18 protein-coding genes are annotated in these 20,168 nt (G+C 44.2%); 17 read left to right on the forward strand and 1 reads right to left on the reverse strand.

Annotation, left to right across the window (positions count from 1 at the left end):
* Positions 1-44 precede the first annotated feature (44 nt).
* Positions 45-1,223: a maltose/maltodextrin ABC transporter substrate-binding protein MalE gene (gene malE / locus BIW15_RS18785; RefSeq protein WP_005463104.1), complete on the reverse strand. Its 1,179-nt coding sequence runs from the start codon at positions 1,221-1,223 to the stop codon at positions 45-47.
* A 674-nt stretch (positions 1,224-1,897) separates the two neighbouring features.
* On the opposite strand from malE, the gene malK reads away from it, so the two are divergent.
* The 17 genes from malK (at position 1,898) to BIW15_RS18875 (ending at position 20,143) form a co-directional block, all read left to right on the forward strand.
* Positions 1,898-3,016 (forward strand): maltose/maltodextrin ABC transporter ATP-binding protein MalK, encoded by a 1,119-nt coding sequence (gene malK / locus BIW15_RS18795; RefSeq protein ID WP_005463102.1) that lies wholly within the window; start codon positions 1,898-1,900, stop codon positions 3,014-3,016.
* A 461-nt stretch (positions 3,017-3,477) separates the two neighbouring features.
* On the forward strand, positions 3,478-4,878 hold the full coding sequence (locus BIW15_RS18800; RefSeq protein ID WP_023584596.1) for an undecaprenyl-phosphate glucose phosphotransferase: 1,401 nt from the start codon (positions 3,478-3,480) through the stop codon (positions 4,876-4,878).
* Positions 4,868-6,094, forward strand: a complete 1,227-nt coding sequence (locus BIW15_RS18805) for an outer membrane beta-barrel protein (RefSeq protein WP_031791557.1) — start codon at positions 4,868-4,870, stop codon at positions 6,092-6,094. Before BIW15_RS18800 ends, BIW15_RS18805 begins: the two co-directional genes overlap by 11 nt.
* Positions 6,095-6,106: 12 nt before the next feature.
* The gene (locus BIW15_RS18810) at positions 6,107-6,640 is read left to right on the forward strand and encodes a polysaccharide biosynthesis/export family protein (RefSeq protein WP_005463089.1); all 534 of its coding nucleotides are present in this window, start codon (positions 6,107-6,109) and stop codon (positions 6,638-6,640) included.
* A gap of 14 nt (positions 6,641-6,654) precedes the next feature.
* Positions 6,655-8,835, forward strand: a complete 2,181-nt coding sequence (locus BIW15_RS18815) for a polysaccharide biosynthesis tyrosine autokinase (protein ID WP_005478105.1) — start codon at positions 6,655-6,657, stop codon at positions 8,833-8,835.
* Entirely contained in the window at positions 8,813-9,625 is an 813-nt protein-coding gene (locus BIW15_RS18820) for a putative capsular polysaccharide synthesis family protein (RefSeq protein WP_031856333.1), read from the forward strand. Before BIW15_RS18815 ends, BIW15_RS18820 begins: the two co-directional genes overlap by 23 nt.
* The gene (locus BIW15_RS18825) at positions 9,625-10,677 is read left to right on the forward strand and encodes a glycosyltransferase (RefSeq protein ID WP_179115307.1); all 1,053 of its coding nucleotides are present in this window, start codon (positions 9,625-9,627) and stop codon (positions 10,675-10,677) included. Before BIW15_RS18820 ends, BIW15_RS18825 begins: the two co-directional genes overlap by 1 nt.
* Positions 10,643-11,875 carry an O-antigen ligase gene (locus BIW15_RS18830; protein ID WP_021450110.1) on the forward strand — a complete coding sequence of 411 codons (1,233 nt, stop codon included), beginning with the start codon at positions 10,643-10,645 and terminating at the stop codon, positions 11,873-11,875. Before BIW15_RS18825 ends, BIW15_RS18830 begins: the two co-directional genes overlap by 35 nt.
* A gap of 18 nt (positions 11,876-11,893) precedes the next feature.
* The gene (locus BIW15_RS18835) at positions 11,894-12,727 is read left to right on the forward strand and encodes a putative capsular polysaccharide synthesis family protein (RefSeq protein ID WP_025504835.1); all 834 of its coding nucleotides are present in this window, start codon (positions 11,894-11,896) and stop codon (positions 12,725-12,727) included.
* Entirely contained in the window at positions 12,724-13,755 is a 1,032-nt protein-coding gene (locus BIW15_RS18840; RefSeq protein WP_021484093.1) for a glycosyltransferase, read from the forward strand. Before BIW15_RS18835 ends, BIW15_RS18840 begins: the two co-directional genes overlap by 4 nt.
* A gap of 9 nt (positions 13,756-13,764) precedes the next feature.
* Positions 13,765-15,072: an oligosaccharide flippase family protein gene (locus tag BIW15_RS18845; RefSeq protein ID WP_077281444.1), complete on the forward strand. Its 1,308-nt coding sequence runs from the start codon at positions 13,765-13,767 to the stop codon at positions 15,070-15,072.
* Between the two features lie 2 nt (positions 15,073-15,074).
* On the forward strand, positions 15,075-15,476 hold the full coding sequence (locus BIW15_RS18850; protein ID WP_020838118.1) for a VanZ family protein: 402 nt from the start codon (positions 15,075-15,077) through the stop codon (positions 15,474-15,476).
* A 95-nt stretch (positions 15,477-15,571) separates the two neighbouring features.
* A complete protein-coding gene (yqfB, locus tag BIW15_RS18855; protein WP_005485079.1) occupies positions 15,572-15,895 on the forward strand; it encodes a N(4)-acetylcytidine aminohydrolase in 324 nt (107 codons plus the stop codon).
* Between the two features lie 48 nt (positions 15,896-15,943).
* Complete coding sequence (locus tag BIW15_RS18860; RefSeq protein ID WP_024699646.1) at positions 15,944-16,543, forward strand: TetR/AcrR family transcriptional regulator; 600 nt, start codon at positions 15,944-15,946, stop codon at positions 16,541-16,543.
* A 147-nt stretch (positions 16,544-16,690) separates the two neighbouring features.
* Complete coding sequence (locus tag BIW15_RS18865) at positions 16,691-17,725, forward strand: NADP-dependent oxidoreductase (protein ID WP_015313528.1); 1,035 nt, start codon at positions 16,691-16,693, stop codon at positions 17,723-17,725.
* 27 nt (positions 17,726-17,752) lie between these two features.
* Positions 17,753-18,370, forward strand: a complete 618-nt coding sequence (locus tag BIW15_RS18870; protein ID WP_005485253.1) for a glutathione S-transferase family protein — start codon at positions 17,753-17,755, stop codon at positions 18,368-18,370.
* 333 nt (positions 18,371-18,703) lie between these two features.
* Positions 18,704-20,143, forward strand: a complete 1,440-nt coding sequence (locus BIW15_RS18875) for a catalase (RefSeq protein ID WP_015313530.1) — start codon at positions 18,704-18,706, stop codon at positions 20,141-20,143.
* The last annotated feature ends 25 nt before the right edge of the window (positions 20,144-20,168 follow it).

Consider the following 20,168-nt stretch of genomic DNA (forward strand, 5'->3'; position numbering starts at 1 on the left):
AAAGTAAGGAGGAGTTGCCCCCTCCTTAAAAAAGTATTACTGAATTATTTAGTCATTTGTTTTTCTGCATCTGCAAGAGCTGCATCTACAGTTTGACGACCGTCAACAACGTTGATGATTGCGTTCTTAGCCGCACCCCAGAATGCGTTCATTTGAGGAATGTTTGGCATGATTTCGCCGTTCATCGCATTGTCCATTGTCGCAGCGATACGAGTATCTGAATCTAGCTCACGTTGGAACGAGTTAAGCGCTACCGCACCTAGAGGCTTGTCGTTGTTAACCATACGTAGGCCATCGTTTGTTAGTAGGTAGTTCTCTAGGAATTCAACCGCTAGATCTTTGTTTGGAGACGCAGTGCTGATACCAGCAGTTAGTACACCAACGAATGGCTTAGAAGACTGACCTTGGAACTTAGGTAGTGTTGTTACGCCGTAGTTGATGCCAGACTTCTCGATGTTGCCCCAAGACCATGGACCGTTGATAGTCATCGCCGCTTTACCTTGGTTGAACGCAGACTCAGAAACTGAGTAGTCCATATCCGCAGAGATAACGCCTTTGTCTACCAAGCCTTTCACGAAGTTCATCGCGTCTTTCACGCCTTCTTTCGCGATGCCTGCGTCTTTAACGTCGTAACCTTCAGAAGTGTATTTGAACGCGTAACCACCGTCAGCAGCCATTAGAGGCCAAGTGAAGTACGGTTCTTTTAGGTTCCACATGATTGCAGACTTGCCGTCTTTTTTAAGTTTTGCATCTAGCGCTGCAACTTCTTCCCAAGATTTTGGTGGGTTTGGAACTAGGTCTTTGTTGTAGATTAGAGATAGGGACTCAACCGCAACAGGGTAGCCAATCAGTTTGCCGTCGTAACGTACTGCATCCCATGCAAAGTCAACGATGCCTTCTTGGATTGCTTTAGAAGGCTTGATTTCTGCTAGTAGGCCAGCTTCTGCGTAGCCACCGAAACGGTCGTGAGCCCAGAATACGATATCAGGGCCATCACCTGTTGCTGCAGTTTGAGGGAACTTATCTTGAAGGCCGTCTGGGTGAGCCACTGTTACTTTGATACCAGTGTCTTCTTCGAATTTCTTACCAACTTCAGCAAGGCCGTTGTAACCTTTGTCGCCGTTGATCCAGATAGTAAGTTGTCCTTCTTCGATGGCAGCATTAGCACCAAAAGAACCCAAAGCAACAAGAGTACCTAGTGCTACAGCGCTTAACTTTTTCATGTTCGTATCCTTTTTATATTTTTGATGTAGGGCTAGTCCATTGAGGTTCAGCCGTATTTCGACATATATCATCTGAAATAATCCAATATGTCTCATCCTCCTAATCCCTACGCCCTTACAATTATGACGTATTTTCGTGATCTAAATCGCCAAGGGTAAGAGACTCAAATCACAAAATGGATACTTCCTGTGATCGGTTTCAACTTTAGGCGGTGCAATAATGTGATTTCCGCCCAACTGCTTCATTACTCCTCCTTTTTTACTCCTCCCCATCTACTCCCCCTACAATTATTTCGATTAGGAGGATGTAGCAGATAGCACAATCTTAGAAACTGCATTCATCCAAGAGTGGATGGTAAGAACCCTTTCCCAGCAGTGCCTATTAGCTAGGTAAAAAGATTTGCTGGTTTTGCATTGCCAGACGAGTGGAATGTCATTATTGGTGTTGTTTGTGGTAATTATTTCACGGGGGAGACAACACGAATAATGTGGGGGAGAGAAACTCGTACTTGGCTATGATGGGTAGCACTTCTATTTAGGACATTTCATTGAAGTGCTACCCTACTTTTCTTACCAACCGCAATAACTTACCGATTCCTACTGTTACTGCTCGCTAGATAATTCATATAATGATGAGCGGTGAATAATAAAAAAATTGATCGAGGACGAGCTACATGGCGAGTGTCACGTTAAAAAATGTTTGTAAAGCGTATGGCGACGTACTGATTTCTAAAAACGTAGACCTACAGATTGACGAAGGTGAATTCGTTGTTTTCGTAGGTCCATCTGGTTGTGGTAAATCTACCCTTCTACGTTGCATTGCCGGTCTTGAAGACATTACTTCAGGTGATTTGTATATTGGTGACCAGCGCATGAATGACGTCGAACCATCCAAACGTGGTGTTGGTATGGTTTTCCAGTCTTACGCTCTATACCCACACCTAAACCTATACGACAACATGTCATTTGGTCTAAAACTGGCTAAAGCAGACAAGGCAGAAATCGACAAACGAGTTGAACACGCAGCAGAAATCCTACAACTGGGTCACCTGCTTGAGCGTCAACCGAAAGCACTTTCAGGTGGTCAGCGTCAACGTGTGGCTATCGGCCGAACACTGGTATCGCAACCAAACGTATTCCTTCTAGATGAACCTTTGTCTAACCTAGATGCCGCGCTACGTGTAAACATGCGTGCGCAAATTACCAAACTACAACGTCAACTTGGCTGCACCATGATCTACGTTACACACGATCAGGTGGAAGCAATGACCATGGCGGATAAAATCGTCGTACTAGATGGTGGTTACGTCTCTCAAGTTGGTAAACCTCTTGAACTTTACCACTACCCACAGAACCGCTTTGTGGCTGGTTTCATCGGTTCTCCAAAAATGAACTTCATGAGCGTGTTCATCGATGAAGTAGAATCAGAACGCGTTAAAGTTCAACTATCTAACGGCGTATCATTCTGGATTCCTGTAGATGGTACAACCGTTAACCGTGGCGACCGTATGTCTTTGGGTATTCGCCCAGAGCACCTACTTTCTGCAACCGAAGCTGACGCAACCATTCACGGTGAAGTGATGATCGTAGAGAAGCTTGGTAACGAAACTCAGGTTTACCTAAACCTAGAAGGCGCAGACGCGGATGTGATCTATCGTCAACCAGACACGCTAGCTGTCGACACGGGCGATAAATTGGAAATCGGTATTCCTGCTCACCGTTGTCACCTATTCCATAGTGATGGTCGTGCTTGTAAACGTCTATTTAAAGAAAATGGCGTAGATTTCGAATAAGTTATTCACCTATAGTTGTTATAAATCCTTCTCTCCTGAGAGGGATTTTTTGTATCAAAACCACATAAATGACCGACATCACTCGCTCGCTGGACTCATCACTCATACTCCGCACCCAAGACTAAATCATTAACTTCCCTGTAAATAAGTCATCCGTTAGACCATCAAGAAATTAAACCTTAGTTTTTATCATCAAACTCGCTTCTTAATACTTTTCCTCATCCCTGCGCAGCAAGTACCAGCTTTTTCCTAAACAGCAAAACTTAGCCAAAGGTCTAAATTTCATTCTTATTTCCACTTACCTAAACAACACGAATTTTTAAACTTACCTTCGAATTTATGCGTTACAGAAATTCAGAAACATTCATAGAAATGTCTCTGCTCATCAATTAAAACGTTCGCGACACGGCTATTGGGCAATCACCCCAATGGCGGTAGCGTGCTAGAAGGGAAACTAGGTCATGAAACACAAAGGACTAATTCGTTCTTATGAGATGGAGTTCGCTTTTTTATATCGCCTCTCAGATCTTGCTGTCATTGTCACCTTTATGCTGCTCCTAGTATTGAAAGACACAAATACCTCGATGGATAAGGACTACGTCATCTTGTCCTTCGTCGGGGGTATTTCATTTTTGTTTATGGCGGAGAGCGGCAACCTATATCGCTCATGGCGGACAAGCTCATTTAGAGAGCAAATGTTCATTGTTTGCATGTCGTGGTTAATGACAAGCGCCCTACTTTTCATGGTGCTTTACTTTTCCGAAGTTTACCCTTTGTTTGACCGCAGTATCTTAGCGTTATGGGTTACTATTACGCCGGCATTACTGTTGGCGTGGCGAGTAACCTTTCGTACCGTTTTGGCCTATTTGCGAAAAATGGGCTTCAACACACGCACCGCTATCATCATCGGTCAGACCCCTCACGGCATTACCCTTGCCAACGAGATTCAAAACCACACCGAGCATGGTGTTCTATTTGACGGCTTCTATGACGAACGCTCTAGCGACAGATTGCCTAGCTCCGAATACCCAATCAAAGGCGCGGTAAACCAAGCGTTAGAACGAGCAAAACGAGGTGAGGTCGATTACGTATACATTGCAATGCCAATGCATGCTAAAGAGCGCATTGCTTCCATCCTGAACCAGTTCTCCGACACCACAGCGAACACCTATCTGATCCCGGATTTCTTTACTTACAACCTGCTCCATTCTCGCTGGGATCAAATTGGTCAAGTTCAAACTCTCAGCGTGTTCGATACGCCTTTTGCTGGTGTTTCATCCTGGATTAAACGCTTCGAAGACATTTTGTTTTCTAGCATTATCTTAGTGTTGATATCACCAATCCTGCTTGCTATCGCCATCGGTATTAAGTTGACGTCAAAAGGCCCTGTAATATTTAAGCAGCATCGTTATGGTTTGGATGGTCGAAAAATCGAAGTTTGGAAGTTCCGCTCGATGACGACGATGGATCAAGGGCCAAACATCAAACAAGCTACGAAAAACGACCCTCGTATTACTCCGTTTGGCGGTTTTCTACGTCGCACCTCATTAGACGAACTGCCGCAGTTTATCAACGTATTACAAGGCACTATGTCGATCGTTGGCCCTCGTCCTCATGCCGTTGCGCACAACGAAGAATATCGTCAGATTGTCGCCCGCTACATGTTGCGCCACAAAGTCAAACCAGGCATTACAGGTTGGGCTCAAATCAACGGCTATCGCGGCGAAACCGACACGCTCGATAAGATGGAAAAACGCGTCGAGTTTGATTTGGATTACATCCATCATTGGTCGGTTTGGATGGACATCAAAATCATCTTCCTTACCGTGTTCAAAGGCTTTACTGGCTCCAATGCGTACTAAGGCGGCGATGATGAAAACAACAACTCCAGCACTTGCGCTCGCCCTTTGTTCAACAGCTACATTAGCAGAGCCAATGGCGTATCAAACTGAATCTGGCATTGAGTTTATCCCATTGGTCAAAGCGTTCTACGAAGGTGACGACAACATAAACAAAGCGGAAAAATCTCAAGATATAGAATCCGTAAACATTTGGGGACTAGAGCCTAGCTTGTTGGCACGTATCGAACGCAATCAATATCGCGCAGACATTCAGTACAAGCTGAAAGCGGGCTTTTCTTCGGACGATAAGAATGATTACGATGACCATACCTTTCAGTTCACCAATTTTTTTGAATTCAATCATCGTCATCGTTTAGTCGTGGATTATCGTTTTCAGGCATTGCATGAAATCCGCGGTGAAGACATCACTGAAGGACAAGGTAACCTTCTCGATTCACCTATCGAGTTTTACCGTAATGATTTGAAAACCAACTACGTGTTTGGCTCTGCTGGTGCGAAAGGACGATTCGAATTTGGCTTAGGCTACAGCGATAAAACTTACCAAAATTATCGTAACGGTTTACCTGGCAAGCCCAACGCAAAAACTAAGTACAACGACTTCCGCGCCCCAAACGCCCACGTTGAGTTTTACCTTAGAGCGACTCCTAAAACCTATTGGTTAGTTGGGACAAAACAAGTCTTCACCGAGTACCTTAATAAAAACCCTCGCGCTGCATCAAAAGACAGCGACACCGGCTTTTACTACACCGGTGCTGAGTGGGAAATATCGGGGAAAACCCAAGGTATCGCAAGGCTTGGCTATCAAGTTAAAGACTTTGATAGTGAACAACGAGAAACCTTCAAAGGCTTTAGCTGGGATATCGGATTTGAATGGCTACCACAAGAGCAAACGTTGGTGACGGTCAAAACTACCCAAGCAGCCGTCAACCCTGACCAAGATGGTGACTACAACTTACAGACTCGTTATCGCCTAGATATCAAACACGATTGGAACAGCTATTTAGCCACTCGTTTAGGTGGCATTTATCAAGAAGATGATTACACCGGCATCACGAGAAACGACGAACGATATACCCTTTCCGCTGGCGTTGATTATCAAATTAGACGCTGGATTCAATTGAAAGCGGATTGGCAATATCAAGACAAAACATCCAATCGTTCAGGTTATAGCTACGACCAAAATGTCTGGACGGTAAGCGCGCAATTTTCGTTGTAACAAGGAATGTTAATGAATCCATTATTCAAGTTAATTGGCCTAGCTCTGCTACTTTTCAGTACTTTTGTTAGCGCGAATTCAAACGAACAAGATTACCTACTCGATACTGGTGACACTATTTCAGTGCAAGTTTACGGGGAGGAAGATCTTTCTATTAAAAACATCCTCATCACGTCAGATGGTTACTTTGATTACCCTTACCTTGGACGAATCAAAGCGATCAATAAAACGCCAAAACAGCTCAAATACGAAATCGAAACGGGCTTAAAAGGCGATTATCTGATCAACCCGAAAGTCATGGTGACAATCAATTACTTCCGTTTGTTTTACGTCAATGGCGAAGTTCGTAAACCCGGAGGATTTGAGTATCGACCAGGACTGACGATAGAAAAAGCCATCGCACTAGCTGGCGGGCTCACCGATAGAGCTTCACGTAAAAGCATTAACTTAACCAAACATAAAACTGGCAAAACCGTAGAAGGCGTGAGTATGCAGCGCACGGTTGAACCAGGCGACATTGTCTTTATTGATCAGAGCTTCTTCTAGTGACAGGTAATCAAATGAACGGAACTCATCCCAACAATTTCCAGATGAACAAAGTGGAACTGATTCGTTTTGGCCATCACTTTAAAACGCTGAAAAAAAACTGGCTTAGCATTGCTGCGTTCACGCTTATATTCTCATTGACGTGCACTTGGTACATCTACTCCAAAACATCCATTTACCAAGCAACAGCAACGCTATTGATTCAAGAAGAGCAAAAAAGTGCGTTATCGATTGAAGAAGTGTACGGCGTAGATACGACCAAGAAAGAGTACTTTCAAACACAAATCGCTATTCTGAAATCCAACCACATTGCCGACAAAGTCATTAATGAACTGAATTTAACTCAACACCCTGAATTTACGAGCTCCGGTGGACTAAAACAAAAAATCGACGACATCAAAGCAGTCCCGTTAGTACAAGATTTATTGAATGTCTCTCCTAGCCCAAAAGAGACATCACAATACTCTGAGTCTTACTATCAAGCACTTCAAGCCTTCAAAAGAAAGCTAGAAATTGAACCTGTTCGAAACACACAGTTAGTGCGAATTAGCTTTCGTTCTGCCGATCCAAAGTTAGCAACAAGAGTCGCGAACGCGGTTGGTCAGGCCTATATTGATGCCAACTTCGAAGCCAAGCTCGTAGTGACTCAAAATGCAGCAACATGGCTGACTAATAACTCTCAAAAACTCGAAGAGCGCTTAAAAAAATCAGAGCATGCTTTGCAAGAGTTTTTGCTCAAAGAAGGCTTGATTGATATCAACGGCATCGACGACATCTACGCCAACGAACTAGAAGAGCTTAACCGTAAGCTCAATACCGCTGTCAATAAGCGCATCGAAGCGCAAACCTTGATCCAACTACTAAAAAGAAAATCTTCTCAGAATCTTGATAGCCTGCTGTCCATTGACGAGTTTGCCAATCAAGCTCAGATTCGTGATTTAAAACTTTCCGAAGCCCAAGCTGCGAAGAACGTTTCTGAACTGGCGCAACGTTATGGACCAAAACACGATCGAATGGTCCAAGCGAAAGCGCAACTCGCCTCTATTCAAGAGCGAACTCAGCAATTGATTCGCGAAATCTCTTTTAGTAAGCAACAAGACTTACTTGCAGCGAAAGCTCAAGAAGACATGTTGCGCGAAGAACTGGACAGAAAAAAATCAGATTTCCAATCATTGGGTTCGCAAAAGGCGCGCTATGAGCAATTGAAACGAGAAGTAGAGTCAAACAAAGACCTTTACGAAGCTTTCTTAAATCGAGAAAAAGAAACCAGCGCTACTAGCGATTACAAAAATGTGACCGCTCGCTTTACTGATAAAGCGATCATTCCCCTGTTTCCTGTCGCGCCACAACGAATGAAACTGGTGCTTATCGCCACATTCTTCGGTTTTGCTATCGCTTGTGCATTGGTGATCATTTTAGAAACGTTGCGAGAAGTCATCCGCACTTCAAACGATGTTCAAGATAAGCTAGGCGTGACATGCTTGGGGGTTATCCCAATGGTGAAAAAACGTACCCTGCGAAAAAATGGGGTAAGTTATACCGCCTACTTAGATAAAGATGAAAAACTCTTTAGCGAAGCTTGTCGCTCTGTTCGAACGTCGTTGCTATTAAGGCTGACCAACACTAAGCAAAAGATCTTACCTTTTACTTCAGCGATTCCAGAGGAAGGCAAAACCTCCACCAGCATCAATATGGCGGTGTCCTTCTCGACTATGGAGAAAGTGTTGATTATCGACTGCGACTTGCGTCGTCCATCTTTAGCCAAACGATTCAATATTCCTGAGTCCCAGCCAGGTTTAACCAACATATTGACGATGGATACCGCAATAAAAGATTGTATCGTTCGCATCGATGACGCCAATTTAGATGTACTACCTGCCGGGCTGATTCCACCCAACCCACAAGAGTTGCTGGCATCCAATCGCTTCAAAAAACTACTGGACCATTTTCAAGATAAATACGATCGCATCATCATCGATACACCACCACTGCTGTCGGTCAGTGATGCGCTCATCTTAGGCCAATATGCGAACGGACTCATCACAGTGATTCGTTCCGAGTCCACCAAAGCATCACTGGTTAATGTCGCGCTATCTAAACAAATACAACACTCGATACCGTCTCTTGGCGTGCTTATCACTCAAGCAAAAGCTAAGGAAGGAGAGACTTTATATGTCCAGAAATACGCCTACTAATCAACATGCGTCTTGGTATCAGATATTAAAAAGCCAAGAACGCCCGGTGCTGATATATCAAATGGGTAAAGTCGGCTCGAGTGCGTTAGAAAAGTCGATTCCTAACTCGATTCATTTGCATGACCTTATGGCGATTGATGCTAACAAGCAGATCTCTCCAGTGAGAGCAAAGCTGCATCAACCAAACAAGCATTATGTAAAACGTCTGCTCAAGCGAAGCGTTATGAGTCACATGCTCAAACGTAAACAAGACGTGCGCATCATCTCATTGGTGAGAGAGCCGATTGGTAGAAATATCTCGATGTTCTTTCAATCTTTACCTTTCTGGATGGCAGAAAAATACCTAAATGACGACAGTGCAATTCGATCTGAGCGTCCGCAATTGTTGCAAGAAGCTTTCGAAGAGCACATGAATCACCACTACCCTTTGGAGTGGTTTGATAATGAAATCAAAATGCTAACAGGGATCGACGTGTTCAATAAACCGTTCGATCATGAAGCTGGTTGCCAAACCTACCAACAAGGCAACTTTTCTCTGCTCGTAATTCGAAGTGACAAGCTGAAGCAATCACCAGCTACCGTTGGCGATTTTCTCGGATATCCAGTTGATGTGGTCCACGACAACCAATCAAACAACAAATGGTACTCCTCGCTGCTCAATGAGTTCAAAAACAGCTATCAACCTAAACCTGAGTTTATTGAGGAAATGTTGTCATCCAAATTGACGACCCACTTTTTTACTTCAAGTGAAATTTCCGAACTCAAACAAAAGTATCAAATGGCGCACTGATGAAAACAAAAATTTTACACATCATCAACGACCTATCTCAAAATGGTGGGGCGCAAAAGTTCTTAGTGGACTTGGTGCTCGAGCATAATCCCGAGTATGAAATCAAGATCCTCGTGTTGTGTGCTGAGAACGACTATTTGGAACAACTCTCCGCACAGGGAATCCAATGTTTTAACTGGCAGACACTGTCTCTATCGGAAAAATGGTCACTACTACGCTGGCCAGATCTTGTTCACGGACACCTGTATCCGTCTATTTACCTAGCGCTGCTTGCTATTGGGAAAAAACGCATTCAAACAGAACACTGCTCTTACAACCGACGCAGAGATTACCCTCTGTTTAAGTTCATAGAATATGTCCTCTATTGGGGTCACCACTATACCGTTAGCATCAGTGAAAAAGTTCAAGAAGAATTGGTGAAGTTCATGCCTCGGTACCAACACAAGTATCGAGTTGTACATAACGGCGTCGACTTAAATCGCTTTCCGATGACGGCCAAACAAGCCCACGATCTCAGCGAGAAAGCAACCATCAACATTGGCATGGTCGGCCGACTACATGAACACAAAGATCACGAAACGTTAATTCACGCCATCGCAAAACTGCCTGAGTGTTACCACTTACACCTTGCCGGAGATGGAGAAAGAAAAGCCTCGCTTCAACGACTTGCTCAATCGTTAAACGTTTCACCTCGCGTGCATTTTCACGGAGTCGTATCCGATATCCCTCTCTTTCTCAGCGATATGGATATCTACGTGCAATCTTCCCACGTTGAAGGATTCGGGCTCGCCGCCGTAGAAGCGATGGCAGCAGGTTTGCCCGTACTCTCGTCCGATGTACCGGGATTAGATGAGGTTACTGGCAGCTCAGAATATCTGTTCGAAGTCGGTGATAGCAATCTGCTTGCGCAAAAGGTTGCAGAGCTATGCGAAGACGCGGCTCTTTACAATTCGGCAAGTCATTATTCCGTCAACCGAGCGAAACTCTACACCATCGACAAATTTCGAGAGGGCTATTATGGAATCTACCAACAGCTCTGTACCGATAAGTAATACCGTTCCACTCCTTGCAGCTATTACTCTGGCATTGTTTTTTGTCCCAGTTAAATTCGCTGTAGGTGGCGTGGCACTTGCACCTTCCGATATCGCAAGCTTGCTTTCTGTTGGCTTAATCGCCTTGATCATTTTAGAAGGAAGAGCAAAGCAACTGTTGCACCCATGTATCGGATTCTTGGTACTGTTTACTGGATATGTATTTATCAATGGTTTGTTGAACAGAGTGCCTTTGGCCCCACTATTGATCGAAACCGTTCAGTGGCTAGCCATTCTTTGTCTACTGAGCTTACTTTACGCTTACGGTGCATTTGATGATGAGCGAGTGATGGTCTATTTCACCTACCTACTTTTTATCATCTGTGGTCTAGTCGCAGCATGGCACTTCGCCCAAGGCTATCAAAGCGGATTTAAATTACTCGGGGTCAGTAAATACGGATTTGGAGTGTTGTGCTCGCTACTCTATTTGTATCGCGACAAAATTCGCCTGTTCCCTTTTTTGATGCTAGTTGCATTTTCGCTACTCGTGTTATCTCAAGAACGAAAAGCTCTGCTGGGCTTTTGTTTGCTGTTTTTTCTCGATCAGATTTTTATTAAAAACTGGATGCGAAAAACCATCAGTGAAACCTATACATGGATGCTTCTCTTGGCGTTGGCATTTGTGGTTATTGGAACAGTCTCTACCACGCTCTACGTCGGTTTTGATGCTCTTGCCGATAAACTGGAGATCACTCAAGAAGACATTTTGTTTGCCAACCAAAGTGAAGCGCGATGGGTGTCCAACTTGCATCGCAAGCTGCTACTCGCAAACGGCATGGATATCTTAACGCAGCACCCTATTTTAGGCGTGGGCGCCAAAATGCTGCCCAACTTTATGATCGATTACTTCAACTACGATGAATTAGCAATTTACACCCACAACTTTGTGCTCGATACCGCCATCGAATACGGTTTGCTCGGCATTGCGTTTCTGTTTGGAGGCTACTTTCTTTTCATCAAATTTTGTTTTCGCAGTATCGATGACAACAGAAAAAGTCTTTTACTCGCGGTTTACGCCCTCATCATGGTGTTCTTCGTTGCCGTAAATACCACCATCATTTTGATACTTTTGTTGCCAGTTATGATCAGTCGAAAACGAACACCAGAACCTCAGACAGTCATCCATTCGCTGCCAGTCAATAAAAGTCACGAATTTTAATAATCAAGGATTTGATCAATGAAATACTCTATCGCTCGACAATTTGAAAAGAACCGAGAACTTCGGGCTGATAACTTCGTCTTGGTGTATCAAATGGGGAAAGTGGGCTCATCGTCTATCGAGCATACTTTGGAAGCGCGTAACATTCCGAGCTATCACATCCACACGTTTGACGATCATGAAGAATTTCACATGTACCACAACAAAAAGGATGTGAGTAAATTCTTCGATTTTAAAAATCGCGCGATGTATCGTTTGGTTCTGAATCAACGCAAGCGCATTTTGCAAAAGCGCGAGCAAATCAAGATCGTTACATTAATCCGTGACCCGATTGCGACAGTTTTCTCCCGTTTTTTCCAAGATTTGCATCTGCAATTTATCGAAGGCAAAAAGAACGACGCCATCCACCGCGATATGGAAGTGACCTACAAGCATCTCGAGCATTGCTTTGATAACTACATCAACCTGAACTACTTCGCAGATTGGTTCGATAACGAGCTAAAACGTAACTTCAGCATCGATGTCATGCGCCAAGAGATCGATAACACTCAACCATTTTTCACGTTCAACAATGACAAAGCCAGCGTCATTCTCATTAAGTGCGAGCAACTGAGTTCCCTCGACAAAGAGATTGGAGACTTCCTAAATGTCGACAACTTTGTTCTGAAAAACAGCAATGAAGCAAAGAACAAATGGTATTCCAACATCCACCAATACTTTAAACAGCATTACGATTTTTCTAAGTTGTTTTATATGTATGACTTACCGCTTTATCGCCATATTTACTCACAGCAAGAACGAGATACCTTCAAAACCAAGTGGTTAAAAAATCCAGGGACAAAGTCAGCATGAAAAAAGTACTTCATATTACCGAAGCTTTTGGTGGCGGTGTTCAAACTGCACTGTACAGCTATGTACATTCATCTCGACATGAACCGTATGAACACTTTTTGCTTGCTAGAGCGCGTCACAATGATTTAACCAAAGACAGCAATCACGATGTTTTTGCTCAAACGAAATGGGTGGAAGGTGGGCTTCTGCAGTTTGTGCGAGACGCCAATCAAACCATCAATGACATAAAACCCGATATTGTACATTTGCACTCTAGCAAAGCCGGTTTTTTAGGTCGATTTTTGAAACTCAACCGCGCCCGCTTGGTGTATACCCCGCACTGCTATGCGTTTGAACGAGAAGACATTTCAGGCTTCGCTCGCCAACTATACAAAGCTTTAGAAAAGGTGATGCTCAACAAAATTGACGTGGTGGCAGGCTGCAGTCAGCGCGAATGTGATTTAGCCATTAGCATTGGAGCAAAACGAGCGGAACTGCTGAACAACTACGTTTCTTATCAAAGTGCGACGCGTGTCGGCCGAGACCATCAAGCTGCATTGAACATTGTTGTTTTAGGGCGTGTCGCACCACAGAAAGACCCTCAATTTTTACTTAACACACTCCGTTGCTTGAATCGATTTGCACTCAATCGCCAATTAGACATTACTTGGATTGGAGGAGGAGACAAAGAGCTAGAGCAAGCGTTAAGAGCCGAGGGCGTACAAGTAACGGGTATGCTTCCTCGCGATGAAGTGGTTAAGAAACTGCAGGCCTCCGATCTCTATTTACATACCGCTGCATGGGAAGGTATGCCTTTAACGATTCTAGAAGCCGCGAAGCTGCATCTCCCTATGGTGATTCGTTCCATTGGTGCCACAAAAGATCTCAACTATCCTTTTTTGGCGCAAACACCGGAAGACATGGCAAAGCAAATGACACATTGCATCAATCACTATGATGACATTGATTTTCGCCAATACACCACCGAGTTGAATGAGACGTTCAGTGAAGAAAAACAACGCCTCGCTCTAAACAACATTTACAGTTAGAGAAATCGAATGTTTCAAGCCATTCAACAAAAACTGCTACTTATGCCGAGTGGCAAAAAGAACTTGCTGTCACTCGGCATGAAAACGGCAATCACGCGAGTTTTCAGTGCATTATTTGCCTTTTTGCTTACGCTCATCGTGTCGCGCACAACCGATGCATCCACTTCAGGTCAGTTTTTCTTCTTATTCAATCTCGTATCGCTCACAGCCATTATTTCTCAGCGAGGCTTTGACGTTGCTTTAGTCCGATTCAACGCTATCGCGTTTAGCAACGGAGATATTCAACAGCAAAGTGACAACTATTGGACGGCTTTAACTCGCAGTATCACATTTTGTTTCATGGCTGCCGTTACTCTATTTGTCGGCTTTTACCTTTTTCCAAATCAATTGAATCAAACCAACAGTCCAATGGTGGCGATTACGCTCGCGCTGATGTGCGTACCTTTCCTCGTATTAGGACAAACCAACAGCCGTGTTTTACAAGCAAGTAAAATGGTGGTGCCATCCCTATTCGCGCTTCAACTCGGCGTCAGTGTGCTCATGGTTTTGTTCATTATTGGCCTGAGCACACTGCACTTACAAAACATCAACAGCCTAATGACGGCATTGCTGCTGGCGAGTCTGATCGTCAGTATTGCTTCAACGACTAAATGGTTTAGCTCTGGTCAATATCAAAAGCCGACCCCGACAACAAATATCGAACTGCTCTCCTCTGCGAAGCAAGTGTGGATTGGCAGCATTTTCACCAATATCCTCCAATGGGGAAGCATTGTTATTGCTGGTTTTTTCATTTCTACCACGGAGCTAGGGTTGTTAGCAGCAGCGCAACGAACATCGCTACTGATTGGCTTTGTACTGATTACCATTAACTTCGTTGTTGCCCCAATGTTCGCCTCTCTTTTTAAAGAGGGAAAGCTGGATAAACTGCGAAATTTAAGTCGATGGGCTTGTCGTGCAAACATTGGCGCAGCTTTACTTCCTGTCTTGATTTGCACCCTATTTCCTGAATTCGTCATGCAGCTTTTTGGTGATGAATTTCTTGCGGCAGCTCCGCTGTTAGTTGTCCTTTCTTTAGGGCAGCTGGTCAATATCGCCACTGGCTCGGTAGGATTTTTATTGCTAATGAGCGGCCATGAGAGAACGATGAAATACATCACGATTTGTTCAGGCACTATTTCCATCGCTCTTTTGGTTTTTCTTAGCCAAAGCTACGGCGTTCTGGGGGCTGCATGGGCAATGGCGATCGGCATGGCGATCCAAAACCTTGCCGCGCTCTATTTTGTAAAACGCTATTTAGGCTTCTTTCCTGTGGGGTAACGATGACTTCGACGATCGCACGTTTAGGTTTTATTTCTATATCTCTACTGACCATCGGCCTTTCTTTGTGGAAGAGTTCAGAGCTAAATCATGCCGTTTATCTGAATATGGAGAACTATGTTGGAGGCTCAAGCACGCTGCATTTTACGTTTAGCATGTTGATTGGTTTTCTTGCTGTGTTTACCTTCCCTCGCTTTACCCACGCAACCAAAATGGATGCGTTCGGGATTCGACTGCTGTTTTGCTTACTACTGATCATCTCGGCGGAAGAATTTAGCCAGTTGTTTATTGAAAGCCGTTCATTCAGCTTTGACGATTTGAGTACCAACTGGATTGGTATGATCCTTGGGTATTTTGGTGCCAAAGCGATTACCCTCTTTCGAGCATCTCGCTCTCGTGCATAAACTCTCCGGCAGGTGACGCACCTGTTGTTAGGCAAACACCTTTGGGTTATTTGGGTATATAATCTTGCCAAATAACCCGGAGAAAAGAGAGCCTCATGTCATCTCATCCAACAAAAATTACCTTTTTCGAATTTCTCACGCCATTGATCACTTCTGGCCAAAAGACCATCACTATTCGTGACGAATCAGAAAGTCACTATGTACCAAACACAGAAGTAGAAGTGTTCACGTTGGAAACTGACCGTAAGGTTTGTGATATCAAAATCTTGTCTGTTGAGCCATTAAACTTTGATGAAATCAACGAGTTTCACGCAGAACAAGAAGCCATCGAGTTGCCAAAACTCAAACAGTTGATTCGAGAAATCTATCCGGATATCGATAAGCTATTTGTTATCGAATACGAATTGATCAAAAAGTAGACCACAAAAAACTAGACGACTGGTCTAATTCATCTTATAGTACCGCCCATGAACGCAAAAACAAATGACACACGCCAACACATTCTCGACGTCGGATACGAATTGATTGTTACCCGAGGGTTTACGAGTGTTGGACTTTCAGAGCTACTAAAAACGGCCGAAGTGCCAAAAGGCTCGTTTTATCATTACTTCAAATCTAAAGAACAGTTTGGTGAGGCAATGATTCAAGATTACTTCAACAAGTACTTTGAACAATTGACTGCCCGCTTCACTAATACCGAGCTCAATGGCTACCAACGCTTAATGAGCTACTTTGAAGAAATGGTAAAAGTAGAAGATGATGTCTGTAATGCAAACAAATGTTTGTTAGTGAAGCTAAGCGCCGAAGTGTCAGATTTATCGGAGCCTATGCGTATCGCACTGCGTCGAGGCGCTGATAAGACCATTCAAGCTATGGCTGAGTGTATTGATGTCGGTATTAAAGATGGTTCTATCCCAAACGGTGATAGCGCATTGTTGGCCAGACAGATCTATTATCTTTGGAATGGCGCAAGCTTACTGAACAAACTGTATCAAGATCAGGAAGCGCTCACGCAAAGCCTGACCTATACTCAACATCTACTGCAAAACACGCGTACTTGCCCATAACAAGTAACGTTAAAGTAAGATGAATACCCTACACGTGTTTCATTTGGGCTATTAACCTTTTGGAACACACTAAATCTTCCCGCTCTAAGAGCGGGATATTTTGGAATGAACACTAGACGACCGGTCTAATCTATAAGTGAGATAAACATGACTAACGCAACCAATCGTAGAATCGTCCTAGCATCACGCCCACATGGTGCTCCTACAACTGAAAACTTTCGCCTAGAAGAAGTAGCAAAACCTGTTCCACAGGCAGGAGAAATGCTGCTGAGAACGGTTTACCTCTCGCTAGATCCATACATGCGCGGTCGCATGAGCGACGCAGAATCTTATGCAGAACCAGTAGCGCTAGACGATGTGATGATTGGCGGCACCGTTTGTCAGGTAGAAGCATCAAACCACCCGGACTATGAAGCGGGCGAATGGGTACTTGCGTACACCGTGGGTTGGCAAGACTACGCAATTTCTACCGGAGAGATGGTGATTAAATTGGGCAAAGAGCCACAAAACCCATCATACGCTCTGGGTGTTGCAGGCATGCCTGGCTTTACCGCATACATGGGTTTGTTGGATATTGGACAGCCAAAACCAGGTGAAACCATTGTAGTTGCTGCGGCAACGGGCCCTGTCGGCGCGACAGTTGGTCAAATCGGTAAAATCAAAGGCTGCCGCGTAGTTGGTATCGCCGGTGGTGAAGAAAAATGTCGCTACGCAAAAGAGGTTTTAGGCTTTGATGAGTGTATCGATCACAAAGCAGATGATTTCGAACAACAATTGAAAGATGCATGCTACAACGGCATCGATGTTTACTTTGAAAACGTGGGCGGCAAAGTATTCGAAGCTGTCATGCCACTTCTCAATACCAGTGCACGTATCCCTTTATGTGGATTGATTTCTCAATACAACGCAACAGAATTGCCTGAAGGCACAGATCATCTACCTCTGCTAATGGGTAAGCTACTGACGAAACGAATCAAGGTACAAGGCTTTATCATTTTTGATGACTACGGTCACCGTTACGGTGAGTTCGCTCAAGATATCAATCAGTGGTTGGCTGAAGGAAAGATCCAATACCGCGAACATCTAGTAGAAGGTCTAGACAATGCGCCAGAGGCATTTATCGGTCTGCTAGAAGGCAAAAACTTTGGCAAGCTTGTTGTAAAAATCAACGACCCACTATAACAACCCGCAATAAGGAAGGGATAACAAATGATAAAACTTCATCATCTGAATCAGTCACGCTCTAAGCGTATTATCTGGTTACTTGAAGAGCTCAACGTGGATTACGAAATCGTGCCTTACGTTCGTGACAAAGTGACTTTCATGGCACCGCCAGAACTAAAGAGCGTTCATCCACTTGGTAAGTCGCCACTCCTTGAAGATGATGGTGAGTTTATTATTGAATCAGGAGCCATGACTGAATACTTGATTGAAAAGTACAGCGATGGAGCGCTTGCCCCTAAACGTGGTACAAAAGCGCATACTGAATATTTACAATGGATGCACTTTGCAGAAAGCTCCGCTATTTTGCCGATGCTATTGAAAATATTCATCAGTAAAGAGCCGAACTCGATGCAGTTTTTGCCTGCATACGCCGACAAAGAAGCAATGAATGTATTGAGCTACTTCGAACAAGCGTTGGAAGGAAAAACCTACCTCGTAGAAGAGCGATTGACGGGTGCAGACATCATGATGTCTTTCATCGTTGAGTTAGTACAGATGTTTGGCCTAGCAGAACAATTCCCGAATATGGTTCGTTACGGTAAACAACTTGCGACACACCCTGCTTTCGAGAAAGCCGAACAAATTGAAGTGAACTACGCTTAATTTAATCGTCCCTTTGAGGCTTGGATTGAAGACAAATAACGTTGTCTCAATCGCATCAAAGGGACGTTTTTATCGAAATAGAGCGCAAGTATTCATTTATAAATTCAATCATTCATACCTCTTTTATCCCTACCAATTATTCTTGATTGTTGCTAATAAATCCTAAGATAAATCAACAACTAAAATGTAGTCCAATTCTGATTTCTGTGACTTTTCGGCCATAGTCACCACCTATTGAATTGATAAGCATTATCAGCTTTAACATCATGACTTTCCGTAATAATCTTCCTTTCAGATTCTAAGGTTTTGATGAATCCCTGGAGGGAAATAAGAATGACAAACAAAAAGCTAACTACTGCGGCAGGTTGCCCAGTTGCTCATAACCAAAACGTGATGACAGCAGGCCCACGTGGCCCTCAACTCCTACAAGATGTCTGGTTTCTAGAAAAGCTAGCGCACTTTGATCGTGAAGTGATCCCTGAGCGTCGTATGCACGCAAAAGGTTCTGGTGCGTACGGCACATTCACCGTGACTCACGACATTACAAAATACACGCGTGCAAAAATTTTCTCTGAGGTTGGTAAAAAGACCGAGCTATTTGCTCGCTTTACGACCGTTGCTGGTGAGCGCGGCGCAGCGGATGCAGAACGAGACATCCGTGGTTTTGCCCTAAAATTTTACACCGAAGAAGGCAACTGGGATTTAGTCGGCAACAACACGCCAGTCTTCTTCTTACGTGACCCGTTGAAGTTCCCTGACCTCAACCACGCGGTGAAACGCGATCCACGCACCAACATGCGCAGCTCGACAAACAACTGGGATTTTTGGACATCACTGCCAGAAGCGTTCCATCAAGTAACCATCGTCATGAGTGACCGCGGTATTCCTGCGTCTTACCGTCACATGCACGGCTTCGGTAGCCATACATTCAGCTTTATCAACGCTGAAAATGAACGCTACTGGGTGAAGTTCCACTTCAAAACTCAGCAAGGTATTAAGAACATCAGCGATGAGGAAGCACAACTGCTGGCGGGCAGAGATCGTGAAAGCCATCACCGCGATTTGTATGAGTCGATTGAGCGTCAGGATTTCCCGAAATGGAAAATGTACGTACAGATCATGCCAGAATTAGAAGCCGACGAAGTTAACTTCAACCCATTCGACCTAACAAGAGTATGGTCTCAAAAAGATTATCCACTTATCCCTGTAGGTGAGTTTGAGCTGAACCGTAACCCAGAAAACTTCTATGCAGAAGTTGAGCAATCCGCGTTTAACCCGGCAGCTATCGTTCCTGGAATTGGTTTCTCGCCAGACAAAATGCTGCAAGGCCGTTTGTTTGCATACGGAGATGCACAGCGTTACCGCCTAGGTGTAAACCATCACCAAATTCCAGTTAACGCCCCTCGTTGTCCGGTACACAGCTACCATCGTGACGGCGCAATGCGAGTTGACGGTAACTTCGGTTCAACACTGGGTTACGAGCCAAACTACAAACAAGAGTGGGCAGAGCAGCCTGATTATTCAGAGCCACCATTGCGAATTAGCGGCCATGCTGACCATTACGACCATCGTGTTGATGAGGATTACTTTAGCCAAGCAGGTGACCTGTTCAGACTAATGAACGAAGAGCAACGCCAAGCGCTGTTTGATAACACCGCACGAGCGATGGATGGTGTGCCAGACTTCATTAAAGAACGTCACGTAAACCACGCTTACCAAGCGGACGAAGCCTACGGCAAAGGCTTAGAACTGGCGTTAGGTTTAGCGAAATAACCCACAGTAAATATTCCACAGTAAA

The sequence above is a fragment of the Vibrio sp. SALL6 genome (genome assembly GCF_002002385.1).
In the GTDB taxonomy this organism is placed as follows: domain Bacteria; phylum Pseudomonadota; class Gammaproteobacteria; order Enterobacterales; family Vibrionaceae; genus Vibrio; species Vibrio parahaemolyticus.